Origin of the sequence: Bauldia sp. (assembly GCA_037200845.1) — a bacterium.
GTDB lineage: Bacteria > Pseudomonadota > Alphaproteobacteria > Rhizobiales > Kaistiaceae > DASZQY01.
Genome location: JBBCGQ010000001.1, coordinates 3,074,544 through 3,096,540, shown reverse-complemented (window position 1 = coordinate 3,096,540; position 21,997 = coordinate 3,074,544). Strand labels below are relative to the sequence as shown.

The 21,997-nt window shown below is 68.2% G+C and carries 24 protein-coding genes; 14 read left to right on the top strand and 10 right to left on the bottom strand.

What is annotated here, in order from left to right:
* Window positions 1-20: 20 nt before the first annotated feature.
* Together WDM94_15520 and WDM94_15515 are read left to right on the top strand one after the other, a co-directional pair.
* Window positions 21-620, top strand: coding sequence for a M23 family metallopeptidase (locus tag WDM94_15520; GenBank protein MEJ0013984.1), 600 nt, complete (start codon window positions 21-23; stop codon window positions 618-620).
* Window positions 620-1,387: a hypothetical protein gene (locus tag WDM94_15515; protein ID MEJ0013983.1), complete on the top strand. Its 768-nt coding sequence runs from the start codon at window positions 620-622 to the stop codon at window positions 1,385-1,387. The genes WDM94_15520 and WDM94_15515 overlap by 1 nt, the downstream gene beginning before the upstream one ends.
* A gap of 15 nt (window positions 1,388-1,402) precedes the next feature.
* Here the strand turns inward: WDM94_15515 and WDM94_15510 are convergent, their stop codons facing one another.
* The gene (locus WDM94_15510; protein ID MEJ0013982.1) at window positions 1,403-2,224 is read right to left on the bottom strand and encodes a polyprenyl synthetase family protein; all 822 of its coding nucleotides are present in this window, start codon (window positions 2,222-2,224) and stop codon (window positions 1,403-1,405) included.
* 90 nt (window positions 2,225-2,314) lie between these two features.
* Between WDM94_15510 and mtgA the strand changes: the two genes are divergently transcribed.
* From mtgA to WDM94_15490, 4 genes are all read left to right on the top strand, one after another.
* A complete protein-coding gene (gene mtgA / locus WDM94_15505) occupies window positions 2,315-3,088 on the top strand; it encodes a monofunctional biosynthetic peptidoglycan transglycosylase (GenBank protein ID MEJ0013981.1) in 774 nt (257 codons plus the stop codon).
* Between the two features lie 35 nt (window positions 3,089-3,123).
* The gene (gene rpmF / locus WDM94_15500) at window positions 3,124-3,309 is read left to right on the top strand and encodes a 50S ribosomal protein L32 (protein ID MEJ0013980.1); all 186 of its coding nucleotides are present in this window, start codon (window positions 3,124-3,126) and stop codon (window positions 3,307-3,309) included.
* Between the two features lie 105 nt (window positions 3,310-3,414).
* Complete coding sequence (locus WDM94_15495; protein MEJ0013979.1) at window positions 3,415-3,852, top strand: hypothetical protein; 438 nt, start codon at window positions 3,415-3,417, stop codon at window positions 3,850-3,852.
* A gap of 145 nt (window positions 3,853-3,997) precedes the next feature.
* Window positions 3,998-5,755: a bifunctional diguanylate cyclase/phosphodiesterase gene (locus tag WDM94_15490; protein MEJ0013978.1), complete on the top strand. Its 1,758-nt coding sequence runs from the start codon at window positions 3,998-4,000 to the stop codon at window positions 5,753-5,755.
* 238 nt (window positions 5,756-5,993) lie between these two features.
* Here WDM94_15490 and phaR read toward each other — a convergent pair whose 3' ends face one another.
* A complete protein-coding gene (gene phaR / locus WDM94_15485) occupies window positions 5,994-6,626 on the bottom strand; it encodes a polyhydroxyalkanoate synthesis repressor PhaR (protein MEJ0013977.1) in 633 nt (210 codons plus the stop codon).
* Between the two features lie 213 nt (window positions 6,627-6,839).
* Here phaR and WDM94_15480 point away from each other — a divergent pair, with 213 nt between their 5' ends.
* Together WDM94_15480 and phbB are read left to right on the top strand one after the other, a co-directional pair.
* Window positions 6,840-8,018 carry an acetyl-CoA C-acetyltransferase gene (locus WDM94_15480; GenBank protein MEJ0013976.1) on the top strand — a complete coding sequence of 393 codons (1,179 nt, stop codon included), beginning with the start codon at window positions 6,840-6,842 and terminating at the stop codon, window positions 8,016-8,018.
* A 114-nt stretch (window positions 8,019-8,132) separates the two neighbouring features.
* Window positions 8,133-8,858 (top strand): acetoacetyl-CoA reductase, encoded by a 726-nt coding sequence (gene phbB / locus WDM94_15475; protein ID MEJ0013975.1) that lies wholly within the window; start codon window positions 8,133-8,135, stop codon window positions 8,856-8,858.
* 414 nt (window positions 8,859-9,272) lie between these two features.
* Here the strand turns inward: phbB and WDM94_15470 are convergent, their stop codons facing one another.
* Together WDM94_15470 and gloB are read right to left on the bottom strand one after the other, a co-directional pair.
* Window positions 9,273-10,997, bottom strand: coding sequence for an NYN domain-containing protein (locus WDM94_15470; protein ID MEJ0013974.1), 1,725 nt, complete (start codon window positions 10,995-10,997; stop codon window positions 9,273-9,275).
* Between the two features lie 157 nt (window positions 10,998-11,154).
* Window positions 11,155-11,925: a hydroxyacylglutathione hydrolase gene (gene gloB, locus WDM94_15465; GenBank protein ID MEJ0013973.1), complete on the bottom strand. Its 771-nt coding sequence runs from the start codon at window positions 11,923-11,925 to the stop codon at window positions 11,155-11,157.
* A gap of 60 nt (window positions 11,926-11,985) precedes the next feature.
* Here gloB and WDM94_15460 point away from each other — a divergent pair, with 60 nt between their 5' ends.
* Entirely contained in the window at window positions 11,986-12,717 is a 732-nt protein-coding gene (locus WDM94_15460) for a methyltransferase domain-containing protein (GenBank protein MEJ0013972.1), read from the top strand.
* A 2-nt stretch (window positions 12,718-12,719) separates the two neighbouring features.
* Window positions 12,720-13,526: a hydratase gene (locus WDM94_15455; protein ID MEJ0013971.1), complete on the top strand. Its 807-nt coding sequence runs from the start codon at window positions 12,720-12,722 to the stop codon at window positions 13,524-13,526.
* Here the strand turns inward: WDM94_15455 and metW are convergent.
* Together metW and WDM94_15445 are read right to left on the bottom strand one after the other, a co-directional pair.
* Complete coding sequence (gene metW, locus WDM94_15450; GenBank protein ID MEJ0013970.1) at window positions 13,523-14,158, bottom strand: methionine biosynthesis protein MetW; 636 nt, start codon at window positions 14,156-14,158, stop codon at window positions 13,523-13,525. The genes WDM94_15455 and metW overlap by 4 nt on opposite strands.
* Window positions 14,155-15,357, bottom strand: a complete 1,203-nt coding sequence (locus WDM94_15445) for a homoserine O-acetyltransferase (protein MEJ0013969.1) — start codon at window positions 15,355-15,357, stop codon at window positions 14,155-14,157. The genes metW and WDM94_15445 overlap by 4 nt, the downstream gene beginning before the upstream one ends.
* A 139-nt stretch (window positions 15,358-15,496) precedes the next feature.
* Between WDM94_15445 and WDM94_15440 the strand changes: the two genes are divergently transcribed.
* The 3 genes from WDM94_15440 to WDM94_15430 are packed head-to-tail and all read left to right on the top strand — an operon-like array spanning window position 15,497 to window position 18,356.
* Window positions 15,497-16,330, top strand: a complete 834-nt coding sequence (locus WDM94_15440) for a chorismate mutase (protein ID MEJ0013968.1) — start codon at window positions 15,497-15,499, stop codon at window positions 16,328-16,330.
* On the top strand, window positions 16,327-17,424 hold the full coding sequence (gene hisC, locus WDM94_15435) for a histidinol-phosphate transaminase (protein ID MEJ0013967.1): 1,098 nt from the start codon (window positions 16,327-16,329) through the stop codon (window positions 17,422-17,424). Before WDM94_15440 ends, hisC begins: the two co-directional genes overlap by 4 nt.
* Window positions 17,421-18,356: a prephenate/arogenate dehydrogenase family protein gene (locus WDM94_15430; GenBank protein MEJ0013966.1), complete on the top strand. Its 936-nt coding sequence runs from the start codon at window positions 17,421-17,423 to the stop codon at window positions 18,354-18,356. The genes hisC and WDM94_15430 overlap by 4 nt, the downstream gene beginning before the upstream one ends.
* A 200-nt stretch (window positions 18,357-18,556) precedes the next feature.
* Here WDM94_15430 and WDM94_15425 read toward each other — a convergent pair whose 3' ends face one another.
* On the bottom strand, window positions 18,557-19,549 hold the full coding sequence (locus WDM94_15425; GenBank protein ID MEJ0013965.1) for a DUF2125 domain-containing protein: 993 nt from the start codon (window positions 19,547-19,549) through the stop codon (window positions 18,557-18,559).
* Window positions 19,550-19,630: 81 nt separating this feature from the next.
* Here WDM94_15425 and WDM94_15420 point away from each other — a divergent pair, with 81 nt between their 5' ends.
* Window positions 19,631-20,152, top strand: a complete 522-nt coding sequence (locus WDM94_15420; GenBank protein MEJ0013964.1) for a gamma-glutamylcyclotransferase — start codon at window positions 19,631-19,633, stop codon at window positions 20,150-20,152.
* On the opposite strand, the gene WDM94_15415 is transcribed toward WDM94_15420, so the two are convergent.
* From WDM94_15415 to WDM94_15405, 3 genes are all read right to left on the bottom strand, one after another.
* Complete coding sequence (locus WDM94_15415) at window positions 20,141-20,524, bottom strand: hypothetical protein (protein MEJ0013963.1); 384 nt, start codon at window positions 20,522-20,524, stop codon at window positions 20,141-20,143. The genes WDM94_15420 and WDM94_15415 overlap by 12 nt on opposite strands.
* Window positions 20,525-20,629: 105 nt before the next feature.
* A complete protein-coding gene (locus WDM94_15410) occupies window positions 20,630-21,364 on the bottom strand; it encodes a 1-acyl-sn-glycerol-3-phosphate acyltransferase (GenBank protein ID MEJ0013962.1) in 735 nt (244 codons plus the stop codon).
* On the bottom strand, window positions 21,364-21,993 hold the full coding sequence (locus tag WDM94_15405) for a YdcF family protein (GenBank protein MEJ0013961.1): 630 nt from the start codon (window positions 21,991-21,993) through the stop codon (window positions 21,364-21,366). Before WDM94_15405 ends, WDM94_15410 begins: the two co-directional genes overlap by 1 nt.
* Between the last annotated feature and the right edge of the window lie 4 nt (window positions 21,994-21,997).

Here is a 21,997-nt window from a genome sequence, read left to right as displayed (position 1 = left end):
TCGACGTGTATGCTGGCGCGATGCGTCGGCTCGCGCTTGCGTTTCTTCTGCTGTCCGCCACACCGGGGTTTGCCGCGTCGCCGCTGATGATGATGGTCGCTGGCGGGTGGATCGCGCTCGACGGACCGCCGTGTGCGGGCAGAAGCAGCGGCGACTGCGCCGCAGCAAATACGCGCTTCGGCTTTGAGCTCATGCCGCTCGATCCTTTCGGGCGGCCGGCGGAGACCTGCCTCAACCAGCCGGTAATGGCGCCAAGCGACGGGGTCGTCGTCGAGATGCTCGACGCGTATCCGAATTTCGCTGCGGTCGGACAGCACCGGTTCGGCAACCACATCGTTATCCGGCGAAGCGATGCCGCGTACGTCGTGCTCGGGTCGCTCATGCAGGGGTCGCCGAAGGTCGAGGTCGGCGATGCGGTGGCGGCCGGCGAAATCGTGGCGCGCTGCGGGCTTTCGGGCGCATCCGGGCGGCCGGCGCTGCATGTGCACATGCAGGCGGGGCGCGATATTCTCGACGGCGACTCAACGGGGCTGCCGATGCCTTCCGCCAATCTTTCCGTCCGCACACCCGGCGGCTGCCGGCCGACCTCGCTGCTCTATCGCGGGCAGGGAACCTGCTGATGAACCGCGTCGTCGTCTATTTTCTTCTGCCCTTTGTCGTGGCGGTGGCGAGCGTCATCAGCCTCATCCTTTTCTGGCTGAACGATCTGCTGCGGCCGTCGTGGCCCGCACCGGTGAGCGTGGCGTTCGGCGGTGCGCTCATCGCGATCCTGCTCGCGTGCGGCGTCGCGTTCGGAGCCGTGTCGCGGACCAGGCGTGTGCGGCGTTCGCTGCTGGCGGTGGCGCTGGTGGTCATCGTCGCGGCCGGGTTCGCGCCGTGGGTCGTGGACTTCTTCGTCAGGGGCCAGCAGCAAGCGGCGGAGCAGGTGGCCGGCGCCGATGCCGAGATGCAGTTCCAGAGCGACTACCTCGACCGCAGCGACGACGTCGACGACCGCATCGCCAACAAGAAGCCGTACACCGCGCAGGAGGCGCTCGACTTCCTCGACTTTGCGGCGAGCGCCGATCTGTCGTGGCGTAGTTTGCCCGACCACACGCCGGAAGCGTTCACGCTGGTCGAGCAGGCGATCGCCGGCGGTATCCTCGACCCGAACGCGCTGGTGCCACCGCCGACGGCGGACTCGCCGGCGGTCACGGTGACCGTGGCCTTCTACGACAAGCGCATCCGGCCGTCGTCGCCCAGTACCATCGAGAAGCATGCGTGGGACGTGCTGCAGATACTCGTCGCCAAGGGCGCGGACGTGAGCTCACCGGACGCGACGCAGCTCCGCGCCGATCTCGCCAAGACCGTGGTGCTGGGGACCGGGCGATATATTTCGCTGAAGTAGCCGTGGAGGGCGGTCTTACATCTCGCGTGAGCCGGCAAAGCGGGCCGCATCGGCGAGAATTTTTCCCTGCGGGCCGAACGGAGCGATCAGCGCCAGCGCCTCGGCGACCGCTTCGTCGAGCAGCGCGCGGGCGCCCTTGACGCCGTGCAGCCTGACCAGCGTCGCCTTGTTGCGGTCGGCGTCCTTTGCCGTGGCCTTGCCGGCGGTCCTGGCGCTGCCGGTGGCGTCGATCAGGTCGTCGGCCAACTGGAAGGCGAGGCCGAGCTGCGCGCCGAATTTTGCCAGGCGCTCGCGCTTCTCGGTCGAGGCGCGGCCGAGGAGGGCGCCGGCGTCGCAGGCATAGCGGAACAGGGCGCCGGTCTTCAGCGCCTGCATGTGGCGGATTTCGTCTTCGTCGAGCCGGCGCGTCTCGGCGGCGAGATCGAGCTGCTGGCCGCCGGCCATGCCGCCGGCGCCCGAGGCGGCGGCGAGGCCGGCGATGAGCGCCACGCGCAGGCGCGCGTCAGCGTCGGTGGCGGGGTCGGCGAGGATAGCGAACGCCAGGGTCTGGAGCGCGTCGCCGGCAAGGATCGCGGTCGCCTCGTCGAAAGCCCTGTGCACAGTCGGGCGGCCGCGGCGGAGGTCGTCGTCGTCCATCGCCGGCAGGTCGTCGTGGATCAGGCTGTAGCAGTGGATGCATTCCAGCGCGGCGGCGGCGCGGATCGGGCCGTTGCCGACGTTGCCGAAGACGCGGGCGGATTCGATCAGCAGAAAGGGGCGCAGGCGCTTGCCGGGGCCCAGCACGGCGTGGCGCATGGCCGCCCGCAGCCGGTCGGGCCACTCGGCTTCGCCGGCCATGAGGGTGCCGGACAGGAGCGAATCCAGCACGACCTCGGTCGTCGCCGCCGCCATCTTCAGTTCCACCTGGAACTCAGCCATGCCGCTTCGATGGCGCGGAAGGCGGCGGCGGTCAAGATTGCGTGGCGCCGGGCGGGCGGCTATGCGACGGGGGTGAGCGACGATCCCCCCAGCGACAGACCCAAGCGCCGCGGCCTCTGGCGGCTCGTCCGGCGGGTCGTCGTGGTCCTCATTCTGATCCCGGTCGTGCTGGTGCCGGTCTACCGGTTCGTGTGGCCGGTCTCGACGCTGATGGCGTTCGACTTCGTCGCGCGCGGCGGCGACGTGCAGCGGACCTGGGTGCCGTTCGACAAAATTTCGCCGGCGCTGGTCGCCTCGGTGATCATGTCGGAGGATGGCAAATTCTGCAGCCATCGCGGCGTCGACTGGGACGAACTGTCCAAGGTACTGGACCGCGAAGACGACCGGCCGCGCGGCGCCTCGACCATCGCCATGCAGGCAGCGAAGAATCTGTTCCTGTGGAACTCGCGCTCGTACCTGCGCAAGGCGGTCGAGATGCCGATCGCGCTTTACGCCGACTTCGTCTGGGGCAAGCAGCGCGAGATGGAGATCTACCTCAACATCGTGGAGTGGGGGCCGGGCATCTTCGGGGCTGAGGCGGCGGCGCGGCACTACTTCAAACGGGGGGCGGATCAGTTAACCGCCGGCCAGGCGGCGCTGCTGACGGCGGCGCTGCCGAACCCGTGGGTGCGCGACCCCTCGCGGCCCTCCGCAGCCTTGCAGGCGCTGGCCCGGACCATTGCGGAACGGGCCAGAATGGCCGGCGCCTATATCGATTGCCTCTATCCGCGGCCCCCGCTATAAGGCGCCCACTCAAATACCCGTAAGGATTAGCAGTCATGGCCGTTCCGAAACGAAAGACCTCGCCGTCCAAGCGCGGCATGCGCCGCTCGGCGGACGCGCTGAAGGCGCCGACCTACGTCGAAGACAAGGATTCCGGCGAGCTTCGCCGTCCCCACCATGTCGACCTCAAGTCGGGCATGTACCGCGGGCGCCAGGTGATCACGCCGAAGAGCGACACCTAGCCGTCATTCGCGGCGCGTATTTGAAAGGCCGGCCCGTCGCCGGCCTTTTTCCTTTCTGGATCAATGCGCTATGATCGCGGGCGCGCGTAAAACCGGGGGAGTTCCATGCTGACCGCCATTCCGCTGACGATCGTTCCGCTGATCCTGTTCAACGTTATCGGCTACGCGGTCGGCGTCGCCCCGGGCGCCGAAAGCATCTGGCTCAAGGACCTGTTCAGTGTGCCGCTGATCTCGGGCGAAACCTGGCCGGTGACGCCCAGCGACCTGATGATCCTGCTCGGCCTCATCATGCTGTTCTTCGAGACGCTGCGCTCGGCGCTGCCGGCGCGGACCGCCACCATCGCCAACCACATCATCTCGACCATCCTGCTGATCGTATACGTGGTCGAATTCATCGTCGTGCCGGTCGCCGGCGACTCGCTGTTCTTCATCCTCACCGCGATCGCGCTGTTCGACGTTGTTGCCGGATTCACCATCTCGATCCGCACGGCGCAGCGCGACATCTCGTTCGGCGCAGGCGTCGATCAAGGCGTCCACCACTAACGCTCCGTTAACCGCGGGGCGGGCAGGGGCGCCCGCCGGCGCGCCGGACGTGTAGCTTTGTCGCTTCTTTAAGGCTCCGCCTGCTATGGCGGACGGCGACGCAACGCGCGTGCCCGCCGCCTCGCGGCAGCGGAAGGAACGAAACTTGGACGAGGTCATCGAAACTCCGCCCCTGGCGCGGCCGGCGATCGCCGGCCATGCGACGCGTGGCGCCGCCGCCAGCATCGACGAGATCCTGACCGCGGTCGGCGAGGTCGTCTACGAGTGGACGATCGAGACGGACGCGATCCGCTGGGGCGACAACGCCGCCGAGGTGCTGGGCCTCGCCTCGGCTGAGGCGATCGCCACCGGGCACAGCTTCGCGCTGCTGCTCGACCCCGCCAATCTCACCAGCCGGCACGACGTCGTGCTGAACGGCACCGCCGGCGATACCGGCGACGGCGTTCCGTACGAGGTGCAGTATGTGCTGCTGCCGGACGGCGTGCCGAGCGAGCGCAGGCTGATCGTCGAGGACTCCGGCCGCTGGTTCGCCGATGCGACCGGCCGCCCGGCACTGGCGCGCGGCGTGCTCCGCATCATCAACGAGCGCCACGAGCGCGAGCAGCGGCTGGCGTTCCTGTCGCGCTACGACGAGCTCACCGGATATTTCAACCGCCAGCATCTCCTCGCCACGCTTGGCGAGGCGCTCAACAATGCGAAGCGCTTCCGCACCTCGATCTGTTTCCTGATCGTGGCGGTCGACTCGTTCCGCGCCATCAACGAAGCCTATGGCTTCGACACCGCCGACCAGGTTTTCGCCGCGGCGGCGCGGCGGATCAAGACGCAGCTTCGCGACGGCGATGCGATCGGCCGCTACTCGGGCAACAAGCTCGGCATCGTGCTGATGAATTGCGACGACGAGGCGATGCACGCCGCGGCGGAACGCTTCCATGCCGCGATCCGCAACGGCGTCATCACCGCCGGCGAAAGTTCGGTGGCGGTCACGGTGTCGATCGGCGGCGTCAGCCTGCCGCGCCATGGCCGTTCGGTGAGCGAGGCGCTGGCGCGGGCCCAGGAAAGCCTGCACAGCGCACGCACGCGCGGCTACGGCCGCTTCGTTGCCTACACGCCGTCGGCCAACCGCGACTCCAAGCGCCGCGCCAATGCGGCGCTGTCGTCGGAGATGGTAGCGGCGCTGGAAAGCAACCACCTCCGCCTGTTCTTCCAGCCGGTCGTCGACCTCAAGACGCGGGCGATCAATTTTCACGAGGGGCTGCTCAGGCTCGAGCGCGCCAATGGCACTTTCGCGCCGGCGACGGATTTCATCGAGCTCTGCGAGCAGCTCGGCCTCATCCGGCTGATCGATAACTACACGCTCGGGCGGACGCTCGATGCGCTGGAGGGGACGCCGACGGCGCGGCTGTCGCTCAACGTCTCGGGCGAGACGGTCGGCGACGCCGAGTGGCTGTCGCGACTGGCGGCGGCGGTCTCGCGGCGGCCCGATATTGCCGGGCGGCTGATCGTCGAGATCACCGAGACTGCGGTTATCCGCAATCTCGAGGAGGCGTCGCATTTCGTCGCCACCATCCACGATCTCGGCTGCCCCGTGGCAATCGACGATTTCGGCGCCGGCTTCTCGTCGTTCCGGCATCTGCGGACTCTCGACGTCGACATGGTCAAGATTGCCGGCGAGTTCATCCAGAATTTGCCGCGCTCGAAGGACGACCAGGCGTTCGTCAAGGCGCTGACGGCGCTGGCGCAGAATTTCGATATCGAAGTCGTGGCCGAGTGGGTGCAGGACGAGGAGACGGCGACGCTGCTCGGCACCTATGGCGTCCACCTCATCCAGGGGACGCTCACCGGCATGGCGAGCCCGGAGTGGGCGCTGACCAATCCGCGGGTGCCGGCGCGGCGGGCCGGCTAGCAGTTCGAGCCGGCGTCGCTTCCGCCTTCACCTGCCATTCTGCATCCCCACTGCCGTCACCCGGCGGCGAAAGCCGGGGTCCAGGCCGAAGCAAAGACCATTTTTCCGCACTCCTCCGGCGTGCTCCTGGATCCCGGGTTTCGCCGGGACGACGATTGTGTGGATGTGGCGAGTCCGTGCTGCAACCGACGCCGGCGTCTACTGGGTCCCCGCCTTCGCGGGGACGACAGTGGCGGCGCTACTTCTTGTCGGACATCCGGTCGAGGCGGTTCTGCATCTCGTCGAGCTGGCGTTTCAGCGCGTCGATGTCGCCACCTTCCGCCTTGGGCGCAGCGGCCGGCGTTGGCCGCGGCGAGGCGTCAGGCTTCGCGGCACCGTTGCCGAAGGGCAGGAACATCCGCATCGCCTGCTCGAACATCTCGGTGTTGCGGCGGACCTGCTCGTTGATCGCGGTCATCGCGCCGGAGCCCAGCGCACCCGGCGTGAACGCGCCGGGGGTGAAGGCGCCCGGGCCGAAGGCGTTGGTCATCTGGCCGCGCAGCTTGTCCTGGTCGCGGACGAGCGAGTCGATCGAGAAATCGAGGTAGGTCGGGATGAGGTTCTGGATCGAGTCGCCGTAGAAGCGGATCAACTGGCGCAGGAAGGTTATCGGCAGAAGATTCTGCCCCTTGTTCTCCTGCTCGAAGATGATCTGGGTCAGCACCGTGCGGGTGATGTCCTCGCCCGACTTCGCGTCGACGACGGTGAAATCCTCGCCGTTCTTCACCATTCCGGCAAGGTCCTCCAGCGTCACGTAAGTCGACGTGCCGGTGTTGTAGAGGCGCCGGTTGGCGTACTTCTTGATGACGGTCGGCTCGTCGTCCTTGGCCATGGCGGATAGTCCGTAAACGTAGGTGACGTTTTCCTGGCCGGCTTCTTTTTGCATAGCCGGCATTCTTCCCTAACCCTTCCAAGATACGGGCTTTTTCCAAGTCGCGCCAATATATTGTGCGCTGCCGTTCTCTCTGCCGCGCTGCAACGATTGACATGGTTAGCAGCCGCGTTCAGGAGTCCGCCCAATCGTTAAATCCGGAGTTCCCATCCCATGCCCGCCACCGACATCGTCATCGCCGCCGCCGCCCGCACCGCGGTCGGTTCCTTCAACGGCGCCTTCGCCAACCTGCCGGCGCACGAGCTCGGCGCCGCGGCAATCGCCGAGGTGCTGAAGCGGGCGAAGGTCGAGGCGGCGGAAGTCGACGAAGTAATTCTCGGCCAGGTGCTGACCGCGGCCGAAGGGCAGAACCCGGCGCGGCAGGCGTCGATGGGCGCCGGGCTGCCGAAGGAGACGACGGCGTGGGTGCTCAACCAGCTCTGCGGGTCGGGCCTGCGCTCGGTCGCGCTCGGCATGCAGCAGATCGCCAACGGCGACGCGTCGATCATCATCGCCGGCGGGCAGGAGTCGATGTCGATGGCGCCGCACGCTGCGCATCTGCGCGCTGGTCACAAGATGGGCGACGTATCGTTCATCGACACGATGATGAAGGACGGGCTGGTCGATGCCTTCAACGGCTACCCGATGGGCATCACCGCGGAGAACGTCGCGCGCGAGTTCCAGATCACGCGCCAGCAGCAGGACGAATTCGCGCTGGCCTCGCAGAACAAGGCCGAGGCGGCGCAGAAGGCCGGCAAGTTCAAGGACGAGATCGTGCCGGTGACGATCAAGGGCCGCAAGGGCGACACCATCGTCAGCGACGACGAATACATCCGCGCCGGCACGACGATGGACACGCTCGGCAAGCTGCGCCCGGCGTTCCAGAAGGACGGCACGGTGACCGCGGGCAACGCGTCGGGCATCAACGACGGGGCGGCGGCGGTATTGCTGATGACGGCGGCGGAGGCGGCGCGGCGCGGGCTGACGCCGCTGGCGCGGATCGTGTCGTGGGCGACGGCCGGCGTCGACCCGGCGCTGATGGGCACGGGGCCGATCCCGTCGTCGCGGAAGGCGCTGAAGAAGGCGGGGTGGTCGGTCGACGATCTCGACCTGATCGAAGCCAACGAAGCCTTTGCGGCGCAGGCCTGCGCGGTCAACAAGGACCTCGGCTGGGATCAGGCCAAGGTCAACGTCAACGGCGGCGCCATCGCCATCGGCCACCCGATCGGCGCGTCGGGGGCCCGCGTCCTGGTGACGCTGCTCCACGAGATGGTGCGGCGCGGCTCGCACAAGGGCCTCGCCACGCTGTGCATCGGCGGCGGCATGGGCGTCGCGATGACGGTCGAGCGTTAACCGCTCGCACTGCAGCAACGAAAGTTCGGGTCGATTTGGCGTCCGCCGCTTTTGCGGCACATGACGGCGTGATTGTATCCAGCGAAGAACAATCACGTGGGGGAAGCAGGCGTCATGGCGGTCGCGATCGTTACGGGGGGAACGCGCGGCATCGGCGCGGCGATCGCGAAGGGGCTGAAGGCGGCGGGCAATTCGGTCGCGGCGACCTATCATGGCAACGACGAGGCGGCGGCGAAGTTCAAGGCCGAGACCGGCGTCGCGGTCTACAAGTGGGACGTCGCCGACGTCGCCGCTTCGGCTGATGGCGTGGCGAAGGTCGCGGCCGAACTCGGGCCGGTCGATATTCTCGTCAACAACGCCGGCATCACACGCGACGGCATGTTCCACCGCATGACCTACGACCAGTGGTCGGCGGTGATCCGTACCAACCTGGACTCGATGTTCGCGATGACGCGGCCGGTGATCGAAGGGATGCGCGACCGCGGCCACGGGCGGATCGTCAACATTTCCTCGATCAACGGGCAGAAGGGACAGGCGGGCCAAGCGAATTATTCCGCCGCCAAGGCCGGCATCATCGGCTTCACCAAGGCGCTCGCGCTGGAGAACGTGAAGAAGGGCATCACGGTCAACGCGATCTGCCCGGGCTACATCGACACCGACATGGTCGCCGGCATGCCGCCGAAGGTGGTGGACGCGATCGTGGCGCAGATCCCGCTGGGACGCCTCGGCAAGGCCGAGGAGATCGCCTCGCTGGTCGTGTATCTCACATCGGATGCGGCGGCGTTCATGACCGGGGCGGTGCTGTCGATGAACGGGGCGCAGTATATCGCGAACGGGTGAGGCAACTCCGGTCTGAGGCGTCCTGGGTCTGAGGCATCCCCGGGCTCTTGGCCGGCTGCATCTTCTCTGCCTCGCCCGCTCTACCCCGCGAATGCGGGGACCCAGGAGTCTCAGCAGGTATCCTCGGCTATTGGTTCACACCGGATCGCCGCTTTCGCGGGGATGAGCTGGTGGGGCGAGGCGTTTCCTGACGTCGGTCGTCAGTGCTTTGCTGAGAGACACCCCTCCCCAAACGGCCTTTGGCCGTTTGACCCTCCCACAAGGGGAGGGTTCATCCTTGTTGGAACGCCGAGCTTCAACAAACTCCACCTGAGCCCTCCCCTTGTGGAGGGGTGCCTCAGCCGGCGCTCTCTTTTCGACGGCACGAGGGGTATGCCTCTCCCGGCTCGCCCCTGCTCATTCGAGCGCCCGACGCTACTCGTCCGAGCGGTTGCGGTTGTACGACGCGATGATCCGCTGGATCTGGTCGCCGATGTCGTTGCTCTCGCCGATGTCTTCCTCCGCCTCGGGCGGGGAAGGCGGTTCCGGGTCGGGTTGGCGCGGGGGAGGCGGCGCGGACTGGTTGGCGCGCTTCTTTCCCTGCGGTTCGCGGGGCGGCGGAGGCAGCGGTTCCGGCGCGTGCTCGTCCTCGTCGCCGGAATCCTCGACCAGCACGTCGACCGCTTCCGCGATCGCGGCGAGGATCGAATTTTCCAGCGCGTCGCTTTTCGGGCCGTCGGCGGGCAGCGGGGCGGCGGCCTCGTTGGCGACCGGCTCCGGCTCGGGCTCGGCCGGCGGGGCGGGGGCCTTCGGCGCCGGCTTCGCCGGGATCGGCGTCCGCGTGCCGGCGGGCTTCATGCGCGCCGCGCCGGCGATGCGCGCGGCGATGACGGCCTTGGCCTCCTCGCGCGCCGACGGCAAGGGCGGGGGACGCGCGGCCGACTTCGGCATCTCGACCTTCACCTGCGGCGTCTTCTGCTGATTGGTCGCGTTCGGCCGAGGCGGCTGGGCCTGAGGCTGCTGCGGCTGCGGCGGCCTGATCGGCACACGTTCGGCCTGCGGCGGCTGGCGGGCGACGGCCTTCGCCACCTCCCGCTCGATGGTCTCGGCGATGGTTGCCTTCGCGTCCGACGATGCTTCGGGGACAGTCGGGGGGGCCGGCGGAGTGGGCGGCGCGGCGGCGGCCGGCTGCGGCGGCGGAGCGCCGGAAGCGGGCGCCAGAGGCGGCGCGGCCGTGGGCGGGCGGCTCAGGAACCACGCGGTCAGCAGGTCTTCCTCGTGCTGGTTGAGCGTGATGCCGGCGTTGGTGATGAGGTAGTGCGCCTGCTCGCGGAAGACTTCGGCGAGCTTGTCGGCGGTGTCGCTTGTCGAGAAGACGTGGCCCTTCAGCGCCAGTCCCTTGACGATGAAGACGACCTGGCGGCGCGTGACGTTGCGGCCGCCGGCGACCATGCGGTCGGCGACGTTCCGCGCCGTGGTCTGGAAGTGATAGCCGTTGGCGGCGATTTCCTCGGTGAGCTGGCGGAACAGCTCGGCGAAGGTCTTCGGCGAGAATAGCGGGATGCTGGTCGCGGCGTGGATGCGGCGGGCGAAGGCCTCGATGTCGGCGCGCGGGCTGGACGCTCCCGCCGGCACGCTGATCTCGCCGACCGGCGTCGGCTCGCCGGTGAGGACACGGACGAGATCGGAAGTCTCGATGATGGCGTCGGCCAACTGGCGGTCGCCGGCGGGCGTCGCCGGGTCGGCGTAGATGACGGTGACGCGTTTGTTGGCCTTGAGGCGGGAGAGCAGCGGCGCCAGCTCGGCGGCGGCGGAGAGGAGGATGAACTCCTGGTAGCCCTCCGGCTTGGCGAGCGCGTCGATGGTGTCCATCGCCATGTGGAGATCGGCGGAGCTGCGCGCCCCGGCATCGACCGCGTCGACCATGTCGAAGCCGGCGGCGATGAGCAGATCGCGCGGCTTGCCGCGCACGCTGGGCGTCACGTAGCAGCGCTTGACCATCAGCGTGCGCTTGACGTCAGGCCCGAGGCGGCCGGCCTCGAGCGCCGCCAGCCACGCTGCCGAGCGCTCGGCGAGACGGGTCTCGCCGACGGTCCCAACGAGGCTTCGCTGGACGCTTTCGTAGTCGACGAGCAATACGCTCTTGATCAGTTCGGCCATCGTGCTCCCCGGGCGAAAATGACAGCCCGGTACGTCTGGTGTGTCCAATGTTCCCGCAAGCTTAAGCTCTGCCGCGGGTGCGGGTCCACATTCTTTCCCGTTTTCCGGCGGTAAAGTAGCCTCTCCGTTCGGATAGGCTTAAGGCGGCGGGCTGCGGCTACTTGAAGCTGTCTTTCCGCTTGCGGATTTCGCCGAATACGGCAGCCGCCGGCGCATCGCGCATTTCGAGGCGGGCGCGGACGCCGGGATCGTCGGCGCGCAGAAACGGGTTGGTCTGCTTCTCGCGGCCGATGGTGGTGGGCAGCGTGACCTTGCCGGCGGCGCGGAGCGCCTTCACCTCGGCGGCGCGGGCGATGAGCGCCGGATTGTCAGGCTCGATGGTGAGGGCAAAGCGGACGTTGGCCTCGGTGTATTCGTGGCCGCAGTAGATGGCGGTGTCCTCGGGCAGGGCGGCGAGCTTCTGCAGCGAGGCCCACATCATCTCCATGGTGCCCTCGATGACGCGGCCGCAGCCGACCGAAAACAGCGTATCGGCGACGAAGGCGACGGTCTCCGCCGGGATGACATAGGAGACATGGCCGAGCGTGTGGCCGGGGGTTTCCAGCACGTCGATAGTCAGCGCACCGAACTGGAGCTTGTCGCCGGCGGCGACCGTATTGTCGACGTGCGGGATCTTCGATGCCTCGCGCGCCGGGGCGGTGACCGTGCAGCCGTGGTCGGCCTTGAGGGCGGCGATGCCGTCGGTGTGGTCGGCGTGGTGGTGGGTGACGAAGATCTGGGCAAGGTGCCAGTTGTTGTCGCGGAGCCTGGCCTCGATCGGCGCCGCGTCGGGCGCGTCGATGGCCGCGGTCAGCCCGGATTCCTCGTCGTGGATGAGGACGCCGAAATTGTCGTGGCGGCAGATGAACTGCTCGATGATCAGGCCCATGGGCGGTGACCTAGCATCCGCAGTCGCGTCCGGCTACCCGCCTGATGTACTCTGCCGGCCATGTATCTCGACGTCGTCGACCTTCGCGCCTTCTACAGCGAGCGCCTCGGCCTGGTGGCGCGCCGCCTGATCGGGGCGCGGCTCAAGGAACGCTGGCCGTCGTTGGCCGGCGAAAGCCTGCTCGGGCTCGGCTATGCGACGCCGTACCTTCGCAACCTCGGCGAGGGGGCGGAGCGGGTGCTGGCCTTCATGCCGGCGACGCAGGGGGTGGTGAACTGGCCGCGCGAGGGGCCGAACGCGACGGCGCTGGTCGCCGACGACGAGCTGCCGCTGCCCGATGCTTCGATCGACCGGGTGCTGGTCGTCCACAGCCTCGAGACGGCGGCGGAGGAGCGCAACCAGCTCCGCGAGATCTGGCGCGTGCTGGCGCCGGGCGGGCGCGTGCTGCTCGTGGTGCCCAACCGGCGCGGCATCTGGGCGCGATCGGAGGCGACGCCGTTCGGCACCGGGCGGCCTTTCGGGCGCACGCAGCTCACCATGCTGCTCCGCGATGCGATGTTCTCGCCGCTCGGCTGGACCGAGGCGCTGGCGGTGCCGCCCTTCCGGCATCGCTCGTGGATCCGCAGCGGCGCGGGATGGGAACGCGTCGGCCGCATCCTGTGGCCGGCGTTTGCCGGGGTGCTGATCGTCGAGGCGACGAAGCAACTCTATCAGGGCATACCGGCGCGAGCGCCGGCGCGCGGCAGGCTGAGGCCGGTGATGACCCCGGCGCTCATTCCGCCGGGGGCGTGACGATGGCGGACATCGGCACGATCGCGGCGCGGGTGCTGCAGGCGCATGATGCCGGAGCGACGATCGACCGGATCAGCGATTCCGACGCGCCGTTCGATGTGGCGGCGGCCTGTCGCGTGTCGGCGGAGGTCTTCGCGGCTCGCGTCCGGCGCGGCGAGCGGCCGGTGGGGTGGAAGATCGGGTACACCAACCGCGCCATACAGAAGCAGTACGGCGTGATGCAGCCGATCTTCGGCCGCATGTACGATTCGACGGTGACCGAAGTCCCGGCCGGCGCGACTGCGCATTGTTCGCTTGCCGCGATCGCCGAGCCGCGCATCGAGCCGGAAATCGTCGTGCGCATCGCGCGTTCGCCGGAGCCCGGGATGCGCCCGGCGGACCTTGTCGGGTGCATCGATCGCGTTGGACACGGCTTCGAGATCGTGACCTCCATCTTCCGCGACTGGAAGGGAACCGCGGCGGACTCCATCGCCGCCGGTTCGCTGCACGGACGCTATTTCCATGGTCCGCTGATGCCGCTGGACGGCGATCGCGATTGGGTTGCGGCGACCGGCGACGTCGAGGTCGTCATCTACCGGAACGGCGTCGAGATGGATCGCGGCGTCGGCCGCAATGCGCTGGACGGGCCGCTGGTTGCCCTTGGGCATTTCGTGACAGGTCTGGGCGCGATCGACGGCGAGCGGCTGAAGCCGGGCGAGATCGTGACTACGGGAACGCTGACGCAGGCGTTCCGCTGCTACGCCGGTGAAAGTTGGAGCACGGAGATCAGCGGTCTGCCGGTCGGCGGGATGCGGATCGCGTTCAGCTAACGGCGGAGCAGGAACACCGCCTGCTGGCCGAACAGGTTCCAGAACCACAGCGCATTGAACGGCACGCTCTCGGCGCCTTCCTGGCGCAGCACCATCTGCTGCTCGATCGTGGCGCCGACCTCGTGGCAGAGACTGACGAAATCGCGGATCGTGCAGAAGTGGATGTTGGGCGTGTCGTACCACGAGTACGGCAGGTTCCTGGTCACCGGCATCCGGCCGGTGAAGCCCAGCGCGGCGCGGACACGCCAGTTACCGAAATTCGGGAATGAGACGATGACCTTGCGGCCGATGCGCAGCATCTGCTCGACGACGACGCGCGGGCGGTAGGTGGCCTGCAGCGTCTGCGACAGGATGACGAAGTCGAAGGCGTCGTCGGGGTAGTCGACGAGATCGGAGTCGGCGTCGCCCTGCACGACCGACAGGCCGCGGGCGACGCATTCGTTGACGCCCTTCTGGCTGATCTCGATGCCGCGGCCATCGACGCCGCGGGTGGCTTCCAGCAGCTTGAGCAACTGGCCGTCGCCGCAGCCGATGTCGAGGACGCGGGCGCCGGCGGTGACGAGATTGGAGATGGCGAGGAGGTCGACGCGGCTTGCGGCGGCGACGACGGCGTCGGTCGGATGGGCGTTCATTTGAGCCCCCGCGCTTCGGCCGCGGCGGAGAGGAAGCCGCGGACGGTAGCGAACAGCACCGGCTCGTCGAGCAGGAAAGCGTCGTGGCCGCGGTCGGTCTCGATCTCGACGAACGAGACCGAGGCGCCGCCGGCATTCAGCGCGCGCACCACGGCCTTGTTCTCGATGGTCGGGAACAGCCAGTCCGACGTGAACGAGGCGACGCAGAAGCGCGTTTTCGTGCCGAGGAAGGCGTTCGCCAGCCGGCCGCCGTAGTCGGCGGCGAGGTCGAAGTAGTCCATCGCGCGCGTCATGTAGAGATACGAGTTGGCATCGAAGCGGTCGACGAAGGCCAGGCCCTGGTAGCGCAGGTACGATTCGATCTGGAAATCGGCGTCGAAGCCGAAAGTCGGCGCCTCGCGGTCCTGCAGGTTGCGGCCGAACTTGCGGTGCAGCGCCTCCTCCGACAGGTACGTGATGTGCGCGGCCATGCGCGCGACGGCGAGGCCCTTGCGCGGGCTGACGCCGAATTCGAAATAGCGGCCGCCGCGCCAGTCGGGATCGGCCATCACGGCCTGGCGGCCGACCTCGTGGAAGGCGATGTTCTGCGAGGAATGGCGCGCACCGGTGGCGAGCGGCAGCGCGGCGAAGACGCGTTCCGGGTAGGCCGCCGCCCATTGCAGCACCTGCATGCCGCCGAGCGAGCCGCCGGCGACGCAGAACAACTGCCTGATGCCGAGGTGATCGACCAGCATCGCCTGGGCGCGCACCATGTCGCGCACCGTGATGACCGGAAGTTCAAGGCCGTAGACGCGATCGGTCTCGGGATTCGTCGAGGCCGGGCCGGTGGTGCCGAGGCAGCCGCCCAGCACGTTCGAGCAGATGACGAAGTAGCGGTCGGTGTCGATCGGCTTGCCGGAGCCGACCATGGCGTCCCACCAGCCGGGCTTGCCGGTGACCGGGTTGGTGTTGGCGACGTGCTGGTCGCCGGTCAGCGCATGGCAAACGAGGATGGCGTTGGATTTGTCGGCGTTCAGCGCGCCGTAGGTCTGGTAGGCGATCTGGTAGTCGGTGAGCACCGCGCCGGAATCCAGGCGCAGCGGCTTGTCGGCGCCGAAGCGCGCAACCAGGCTCTGCGGGTTGTCGGCCTCGCTCGCAGCAAACTGCGAGCGGCTGCCGACGTTCCGCCTGGTCGTGCCCGTGTCAGTGTCGTTGGCCATGTTTGGCGCTTTCCGGAAGTGGCCGATTTGCTATGGGCCGCTTGGCTAAGTGTCAATGTTTTCTTTGATTTCCAGCCTTTCGTTGCCTATTAATCGCGCCCGCCCGGCGCCCTGCCGGGTGGCGAGAATGAAGCGACACATGACCGATACCGGCGAAGGCGATCCGCGTGCGCTTGCCAAGCTCCGCGGCAGGATCGATGCCATCGATGCCGAGATGCACCGCCTGCTTGTCGAGCGCGGCACGGTTATCGATTCATTGATCAAGACGAAGGGCACCAGCCGGCCGGGCGCCGCCTTCCGGCCGATGCGCGAGGCCGACATGATGCGGCGGATTTCGGCGCGCCATTCCGGCGCTCTGCCGCTCGCCACCGTCGAGCACATCTGGCGCGAGATCATCACGACCTTCACGCGCATGCAGGCGCCGTTCGGCGTCGCCATCGACACGTCGATCGACGGCGAGCGGATGCGCGACGTGGCGCGTTTCGTGTTCGGTTTCTCGGTGGAGCTGAAGCCGGTGGCGAATGCCGCGGCGGTGGTTGCGGCCGTGGCCGGCGCGAACGACCTCGGCATAATTTCGCGCGCCGCACGCGGCGCGTGGTGGCGCGGCCTCGTCGGCGTCGATACGCCGAAGATCATGGCGCTCCTGCCGTTCATCGCGGCACAGCAAAGGCCGGCCGATCTGCCGGCCTTTGTCATTTCGCCGCCGCTCGCGGATCCCACGCCGTTCGACATCGGCGTCGTGGCGATCACGGTGGACGGGCCGGTGAAAAGCATCGACGGCGTCGAGCTGCTGGAACTTGCGGAGAACGATGCGCTGGTGGCGGTCGCCAATCCGGTCGACCTTGCCGACCTCAATGCGCGGTTCGTCGCGGCCGGCGTTGCGGTGCGGGCGCTGTCGCCGGTCGGCGGCTTCGCGCGCGGCGTCACCGCCGACGGGCGGGCGACCGCGTTCTATGAGGAGATCGTGCGATGACGCGGCCGACACCACGCCCCGGCGTGCTCGACATCGATCCATATGTGCCCGGCAAATCTTCCGCGAGCGGCAGCGGCAAGGTGCACAAGCTGTCGTCGAACGAGACGCCGCTCGGCCCCAGCCCTGCGGCGATCGCGGCCTACAAGGCGGGCGCCGATTCGCTGGAGCGATATCCCGACGGCGGCGCGACGGCGCTCCGCGAGGCGATCGGCGCGGCGTACGGGCTCAACCCGGCGCGCATCATCTGCGGGGCCGGGTCGGACGAGATATTGAATCTCATCGCGCACGCCTACATCGGACCGGGCGACGAGGCGGTCTACTCGCAGCACGGATTTCTGGTCTACCCGATCGCGACCCGGGCGGCGGGCGGGACGCCGGTGGTGGCGCCCGAGAAGGACCTGACCGCCGACGTCGATGCGATGCTGGCGAAGGTGACGCCCAAGACGCGCGTCGTCTTCCTCGCCAACCCGAACAATCCGACCGGAACCTACCTGCCGTTCGCCGAGGTGCGGCGGCTGCATGCCGCGCTGCCGGCAGACGTGCTGCTTGTGCTCGATGCGGCCTACGCCGAGTACGTGCGGCGGAACGATTACGAGAGCGGGATCGAACTCGCCGGCACGGCGGAGAACGTCGTGATGGTGCGCACGTTCTCCAAGATTTACGGGCTCGCCGGCCTGCGCATCGGCTGGGCTTACGGGCCGGCCCATGCGATCGATGCGCTCAACCGCATCCGCGGGCCGTTCAATCTTTCGTCGTCCGCGATCGCAGCGGGCGTTGCGGCGCTCGGCGACCGCGCGCATCTCGACCGCGCGGCAGCGCACAACGATACGTGGCTGCCGAAGGTCACGGAGGCGCTGACGAAGCTCGGGCTGAAGGTGACGCCGAGCGTCGGGAATTTCGTGCTGATCCATTTTCCTGAGACCGCGGGCAAGCGGGCGCCCGACGCCGACGCATTCCTGTCGAAGCGCGGCGTCGTGCTCAGGCGGATGGAGGCATACGGGCTGGCGAATGCGCTCCGCATGACCATAGGCTCGGACGAGGCCAACGAGACGACGATCGCGGCGCTCGCGGATTTTCTGGGCAAGAAGCCGTGAGCGATCCGATCTTTCCGAAGCTGGCGCTGATCGGCATCGGCCTCATCGGCGGGTCGATCGCGCTGGCGGCGCGGCGCGGCAAGCTGGTCGGGCATATCGCGATCTCGACGCGGACGCCCGAGACATTGGCGCGGGCGCGCGAACTCAATCTCGGCGACAGTTATTACGCCGATCCGGCGGAAGCCGTGCGCGATGCGGACTGCGTGATCCTGTCGATCCCGGTCGGCGCGGTCGGCGCGGTGACCGCGGCGATCGCGGGGAAACTGAAGCGCGGTGCGATCATCTCCGACGTCGGCTCGGTCAAGGCGGCGGTGGTCGCGGCGATGAAGCCGCATGTGCCGAGCGGTGTGCATTTTGTGCCGGCGCATCCGGTCGCGGGCACGGAATATTCCGGGCCGGACGCCGCCTTTGCCGCGCTGTTCGACAATCGCTGGACCATCCTGACGCCGCCGGAGGGGACCGATCCCGCCGCGGTCGAGAAGCTCGCGGCGTTCTGGCGCGGGCTCGGCGCCAACGTCGAGACGATGAACCCGGAGCATCACGATCTGGTGCTGGCGATCACCAGTCATGTGCCGCATCTCATCGCCTACAACATCGTCGGCACGGCGGCGGATCTGGAAAGCGTCACGCAGAGCGAGGTGATGAAGTTTTCCGCCGGCGGCTTCCGCGACTTCACGCGCATCGCGGCGTCGGATCCGACGATGTGGCGCGACGTTTTCCTCAACAATCGCGAGGCGGTGCTCGAGATGCTCGGCCGCTTCACGGAGGACCTGACCGCGCTGCAGCGCGCGATCCGCTGGGGCGACGGCGACAAGCTGTTCGATCTGTTCACGCGGACGCGCGCCATCCGCCGCGGCATCATCGCGGCAGGGCAGGAAACCGGCGCAGCGGATTTCGGGCGGCCGCATGGGAAGGATGGGAAGTCGGGGTAGAGCGTGGAAGCAGCGTGCGGCGACGCTTGTTGAGGCACACCCCTCCCCAAAACGCCTTTGGCGTTTTGACCCTCCCACAAGGGGAGGGTTCATCCTTGTTGAAACACCACGCTCCAACAAACTCCGCTTGAGCCCTCCCCTTGTGGGAGGGCCAAAACCGCATCGCGGTTTTGGGGAGGGGTGTCTCTCCCCCGCGCGACCTAAAAACGAATCGGCGGGATCGGTGTCACCGGCAGCGGGATCACCGTCAGCCAGATCAACCCGTCGGTGAAGGTCAGCGCCGTCTGCAGCATCGGGCCGTCGGTCGTGTCGACCTTCTTGCTCATTCCGGCGATGCCCTGGAACGCGACGGCGTATTTTTCCTTGGCGCCCGGGTGCAGCGTCTCGACCAGGTTGGCGAGGGCGTCGATGTTGTTGTAGCGCAGCAGGATCGAGCCGTTGAGCAGGCCGTCCTTCGACAGCGACAGCGTGCCGCTCGCGGCGATCACCGCGTCCTGCGCGGCGAGGCGGAGGCTGCTGATGTCGAGCTCGGGCGTGCCGCGCAGCCACGCCACGATCGCGCGCTGCGGATCGACGCCGAGGGCGCCGACGTTGTGGGCGGTGGCGGCGAGGTCGAGGTCGAGCTGCGGATAGGCGGCGGCGTCGGTCGGCGTCACCAGCAGATGCCGGATGCTGCTCGCCAGATTGTACGAGCTGCCGTCGGCGGGCGAGATCGCGCCGCTGGCGGAGTCGGCGGTCGCCGACGCGATCGGCAGGCCGCCGCTGCTTTCGACCTTCAGCGTGGTGAAGGCGGCGCTCGCGGCATTGAGGCCGGAGAAGCCGGCGCCGCCGGTCGCGCTGCCGGCCGTCCAGTTCGCGGTCACGGCAAGGTTGCGGCCCGGCACGTTCAGCGTCAGCGGCGCCTCGAGCTTGGCGTTGATCTGGCCCGGCTGGTAGAGCGGCGCGTGGGCCGTGAAGCCGGCGATGGCGCCGGTGGCGGCGCTGTTCGCGCCGGCGTAGGTGGCCTTGTCGCAGCGCAGGTCGAGCTGGAGCGGGAAGCCGCTGAGGTCGACGCTGCCGCAGGCGATGCCGCGCGCGCCGGCGCGGGCAATCGCGGTCTCGGCGGCGTAGTGGGCGGCGTACCAGTAGCCGACCCAGAGCAAACCTAGCAGCACGATCACGCCGACGAGCCAGCCCGTTCCCCGTCGTCCCATGAACTCACGTCTCCGATTTGCACGCGCCTCGAGGCCCTGTTAGGCCGATGCCCGCTTACGCTCTTTTGACCCGCGCTTCCTATGTCCGATTTCTGGGTGTTTGGCTACGGCTCGCTGATGTGGCGACCGGGCTTCGATCATGTCGAGGCGGCGCCGGCGCGGCTGGCCGGCGCGCATCGCGCGCTGTGCATCTATTCGTGGGTCCATCGCGGGACGCAGCAGCGGCCCGGTCTGGTGCTCGGGCTCGATCGCGGCGGGGCGTGCCGCGGCGTTGCCTATCGTGTCGCCGGCGACAAGCGCGAGGGCGTGCTGGCGTATCTGCGCGAGCGCGAACTGGTCACTGACGTCTATCGCGAGGCGGTGCGGCCGGTGCATCTCATCGGCCAGGCGAAAACCGTCGATGCGATCGCCTATGTCGTCGACCGTACGCACGAGCAGTACGCGGGCAACCTGCCGCGGGAAAAGCTGCTGGAGATCGTGAAAGGTGCAGTCGGCAAATCGGGCAACAACGTCGATTACGTCATCGCCACGGTCCGCCATATGCGCAGCGTCGGCATCCACGACCCGACGCTGGAGTGGCTGGCGGATGCGCTAGGCGGCTAGGGCGACCTCGACCGGTGGCGGCGTCAGGTCCGCGACGACGTCGCGGCGGGCGCGATCCGTCTCGGACAGGAGATGGACCAGCACGATCTCGTTGGCGCCCGGCAGCGGCGGCCAGCGGCGATCGCCGGCCATGGGGCGGCCGAAGCTGTCCAGCACCGTCATCCAGTGCGCGGAAAGGCGGCCGTCGGCGGTGCGGCGGGCGAAGATCACGACGGCGGAGCGGAAATCCGCGAGTTCTTCACGGCCGACCGCGGAGAAGAGGTAACGGCGGCCGGAGAGCCCGCGGAAATAGTGAAAGCGGTCGCCGAGCCCCACCGTCTGGGGTGCCTTCGGGGACGTGGCGGAGAGGAGCGGCGGGAGCACGGCGATCATGAGAACAAACATAGAACATTTGTTGTTGGCAGGCAAGTGATCTCATGAAATCGCGCCGAAAAAAGAGTCGGATTTTGACGTAATCGAGTCAGAGGACGACGCCTCTCAGGACGCCTTCCGCGCGGCGCGGCCTTCGGCGACGAGACGGCGGGAGGCGGTCTCGATGCTGTCCTGCAGGCGCGTCAGAAAGGCGCGCGAGTCGAGGCCCGGCGGGATCGCGGGCAGAAATTCGATGACGATCTTGCCGGGATAGTGGAGGAAGCTGTTACGCGGCCAGACGACGCCGGAATTCAGCGCGACCGGCACGACCGGGATGTTCAGCGTCCGGTAGAGGAGCGCGACGCCGGTCTGGTAGTCGGGCGGGGCATCGGGGGGGCGGCGCGTGCCTTCCGGAAAGATGATGATCTCGCGCTCCTTGGCAGCCTCCTCGCGGGCGCGATCGGAGAGCGCCCGCAGCGCCGCGGTCTTGCCCTCGCGGTCGACGTGGATCATGCCGGTCTTCACCGTGTACGGGCCGAAGATCGGGTAGCCGCGTATCGACTGCTTCATGACGATGGTCGGATTACGCAAGAGCGGGATCAGCGCGAACGTCTCGAACGCCGACTGATGCTTCGAGGCGACCAGCGCCGCGCCTTTCGGCAGATTCTCGACGCCGCGCAGTTCCAGTGCGCCGCCGGCGATCTTGGCGTGCAGGAAGGTGCACACCCGCGCCCAGTTGCGGACGACGCCCATGCCGGCTTCTTGCGAGCCGAAGATGAATATCGGCGCGCTGGCGATCAGCATGATCGCGGTCACGACGTAAAACGCGATCTGGAAGAGGAGCGAGCGGACGACGATCATCAGGTGCCGGCCAGGCTGGTCGGCGCGGCCGGCGACGGCGCGATGGCGAGGCGCGCGGCGGTGAGCAGGTACTTGCCGTACTCGCGCACGAGCAGGCCGAAGGCTTCGGAATTGCCCCACCATTCGGCGAGGTGCAGCTCGGGATTGGAGACCGGGTAGGCGATCAGCTTCACCTGCGGCATGGCGTCATGCAATTCGGCCAGCGAGCGCGGCATGTGGTAGGCGCTGGTGACGACGATCAGCGACGTGTAGCGGTGGCCGGCGGCCCAGTCGCGCGTCTCGGTGGCGTTGCCGATGGTGTCGCGCGCGGTGTGGCCGAGGTCGACGCAGCAGGCGAGCACCGCGTCGAGGTCGGTGTCGAGCGTGCCGGCGATCGCCTCGGTGCCGACGGCGGGATTGACGCCGGAGATGAGCAGGCGCGAGGCGCGATGGTCGGCAAGCAGGCGGAGGGCGCCGTCGATGCGGGCGCTGCCGCCGGTCAAGACGACGATGCCCTCGGCGTGGGGATCGGCGGGCGGCGCGGCGCCGGCGATGCCGACCGCAAAGGCGATGAAGCCGACGACAAGCGCGACCGCGACCGCCCCGGCGAGGAGCAGAATGCCGCGTGTCAGCCTGGCGAAACCGCGCATCGGC

Excerpts from the sequence above, each read along its gene's own strand:
- WDM94_15440 (MEJ0013968.1), top strand. The coding sequence starts at position 15,497 with ATGACCGATACCGGCGAAGGCGATCCGCGTGCGCTTGCCAAGCTCCGC.
- WDM94_15495 (MEJ0013979.1), top strand. The coding sequence starts at position 3,415 with ATGCTGACCGCCATTCCGCTGACGATCGTTCCGCTGATCCTGTTCAAC.
- phbB (MEJ0013975.1), top strand. The coding sequence starts at position 8,133 with ATGGCGGTCGCGATCGTTACGGGGGGAACGCGCGGCATCGGCGCGGCG.
- WDM94_15405 (MEJ0013961.1), bottom strand. The coding sequence starts at position 21,993 with ATGCGCGGTTTCGCCAGGCTGACACGCGGCATTCTGCTCCTCGCCGGG.
- gloB (MEJ0013973.1), bottom strand. The coding sequence starts at position 11,925 with ATGGGCCTGATCATCGAGCAGTTCATCTGCCGCCACGACAATTTCGGC.
- phaR (MEJ0013977.1), bottom strand. The coding sequence starts at position 6,626 with ATGGCCAAGGACGACGAGCCGACCGTCATCAAGAAGTACGCCAACCGG.
- WDM94_15410 (MEJ0013962.1), bottom strand. The coding sequence starts at position 21,364 with ATGATCGTCGTCCGCTCGCTCCTCTTCCAGATCGCGTTTTACGTCGTG.
- WDM94_15470 (MEJ0013974.1), bottom strand. The coding sequence starts at position 10,997 with ATGGCCGAACTGATCAAGAGCGTATTGCTCGTCGACTACGAAAGCGTC.
- WDM94_15480 (MEJ0013976.1), top strand. The coding sequence starts at position 6,840 with ATGCCCGCCACCGACATCGTCATCGCCGCCGCCGCCCGCACCGCGGTC.
- WDM94_15520 (MEJ0013984.1), top strand. The coding sequence starts at position 21 with ATGCGTCGGCTCGCGCTTGCGTTTCTTCTGCTGTCCGCCACACCGGGG.
- WDM94_15515 (MEJ0013983.1), top strand. The coding sequence starts at position 620 with ATGAACCGCGTCGTCGTCTATTTTCTTCTGCCCTTTGTCGTGGCGGTG.
- hisC (MEJ0013967.1), top strand. The coding sequence starts at position 16,327 with ATGACGCGGCCGACACCACGCCCCGGCGTGCTCGACATCGATCCATAT.
- WDM94_15420 (MEJ0013964.1), top strand. The coding sequence starts at position 19,631 with ATGTCCGATTTCTGGGTGTTTGGCTACGGCTCGCTGATGTGGCGACCG.
- WDM94_15455 (MEJ0013971.1), top strand. The coding sequence starts at position 12,720 with ATGGCGGACATCGGCACGATCGCGGCGCGGGTGCTGCAGGCGCATGAT.
- WDM94_15510 (MEJ0013982.1), bottom strand. The coding sequence starts at position 2,224 with ATGGCCGGCGAAGCCGAGTGGCCCGACCGGCTGCGGGCGGCCATGCGC.
- WDM94_15425 (MEJ0013965.1), bottom strand. The coding sequence starts at position 19,549 with ATGGGACGACGGGGAACGGGCTGGCTCGTCGGCGTGATCGTGCTGCTA.
- mtgA (MEJ0013981.1), top strand. The coding sequence starts at position 2,315 with ATGGCGCGGAAGGCGGCGGCGGTCAAGATTGCGTGGCGCCGGGCGGGC.
- metW (MEJ0013970.1), bottom strand. The coding sequence starts at position 14,158 with ATGAACGCCCATCCGACCGACGCCGTCGTCGCCGCCGCAAGCCGCGTC.
- rpmF (MEJ0013980.1), top strand. The coding sequence starts at position 3,124 with ATGGCCGTTCCGAAACGAAAGACCTCGCCGTCCAAGCGCGGCATGCGC.
- WDM94_15460 (MEJ0013972.1), top strand. The coding sequence starts at position 11,986 with ATGTATCTCGACGTCGTCGACCTTCGCGCCTTCTACAGCGAGCGCCTC.
- WDM94_15445 (MEJ0013969.1), bottom strand. The coding sequence starts at position 15,357 with ATGGCCAACGACACTGACACGGGCACGACCAGGCGGAACGTCGGCAGC.
- WDM94_15415 (MEJ0013963.1), bottom strand. The coding sequence starts at position 20,524 with ATGATCGCCGTGCTCCCGCCGCTCCTCTCCGCCACGTCCCCGAAGGCA.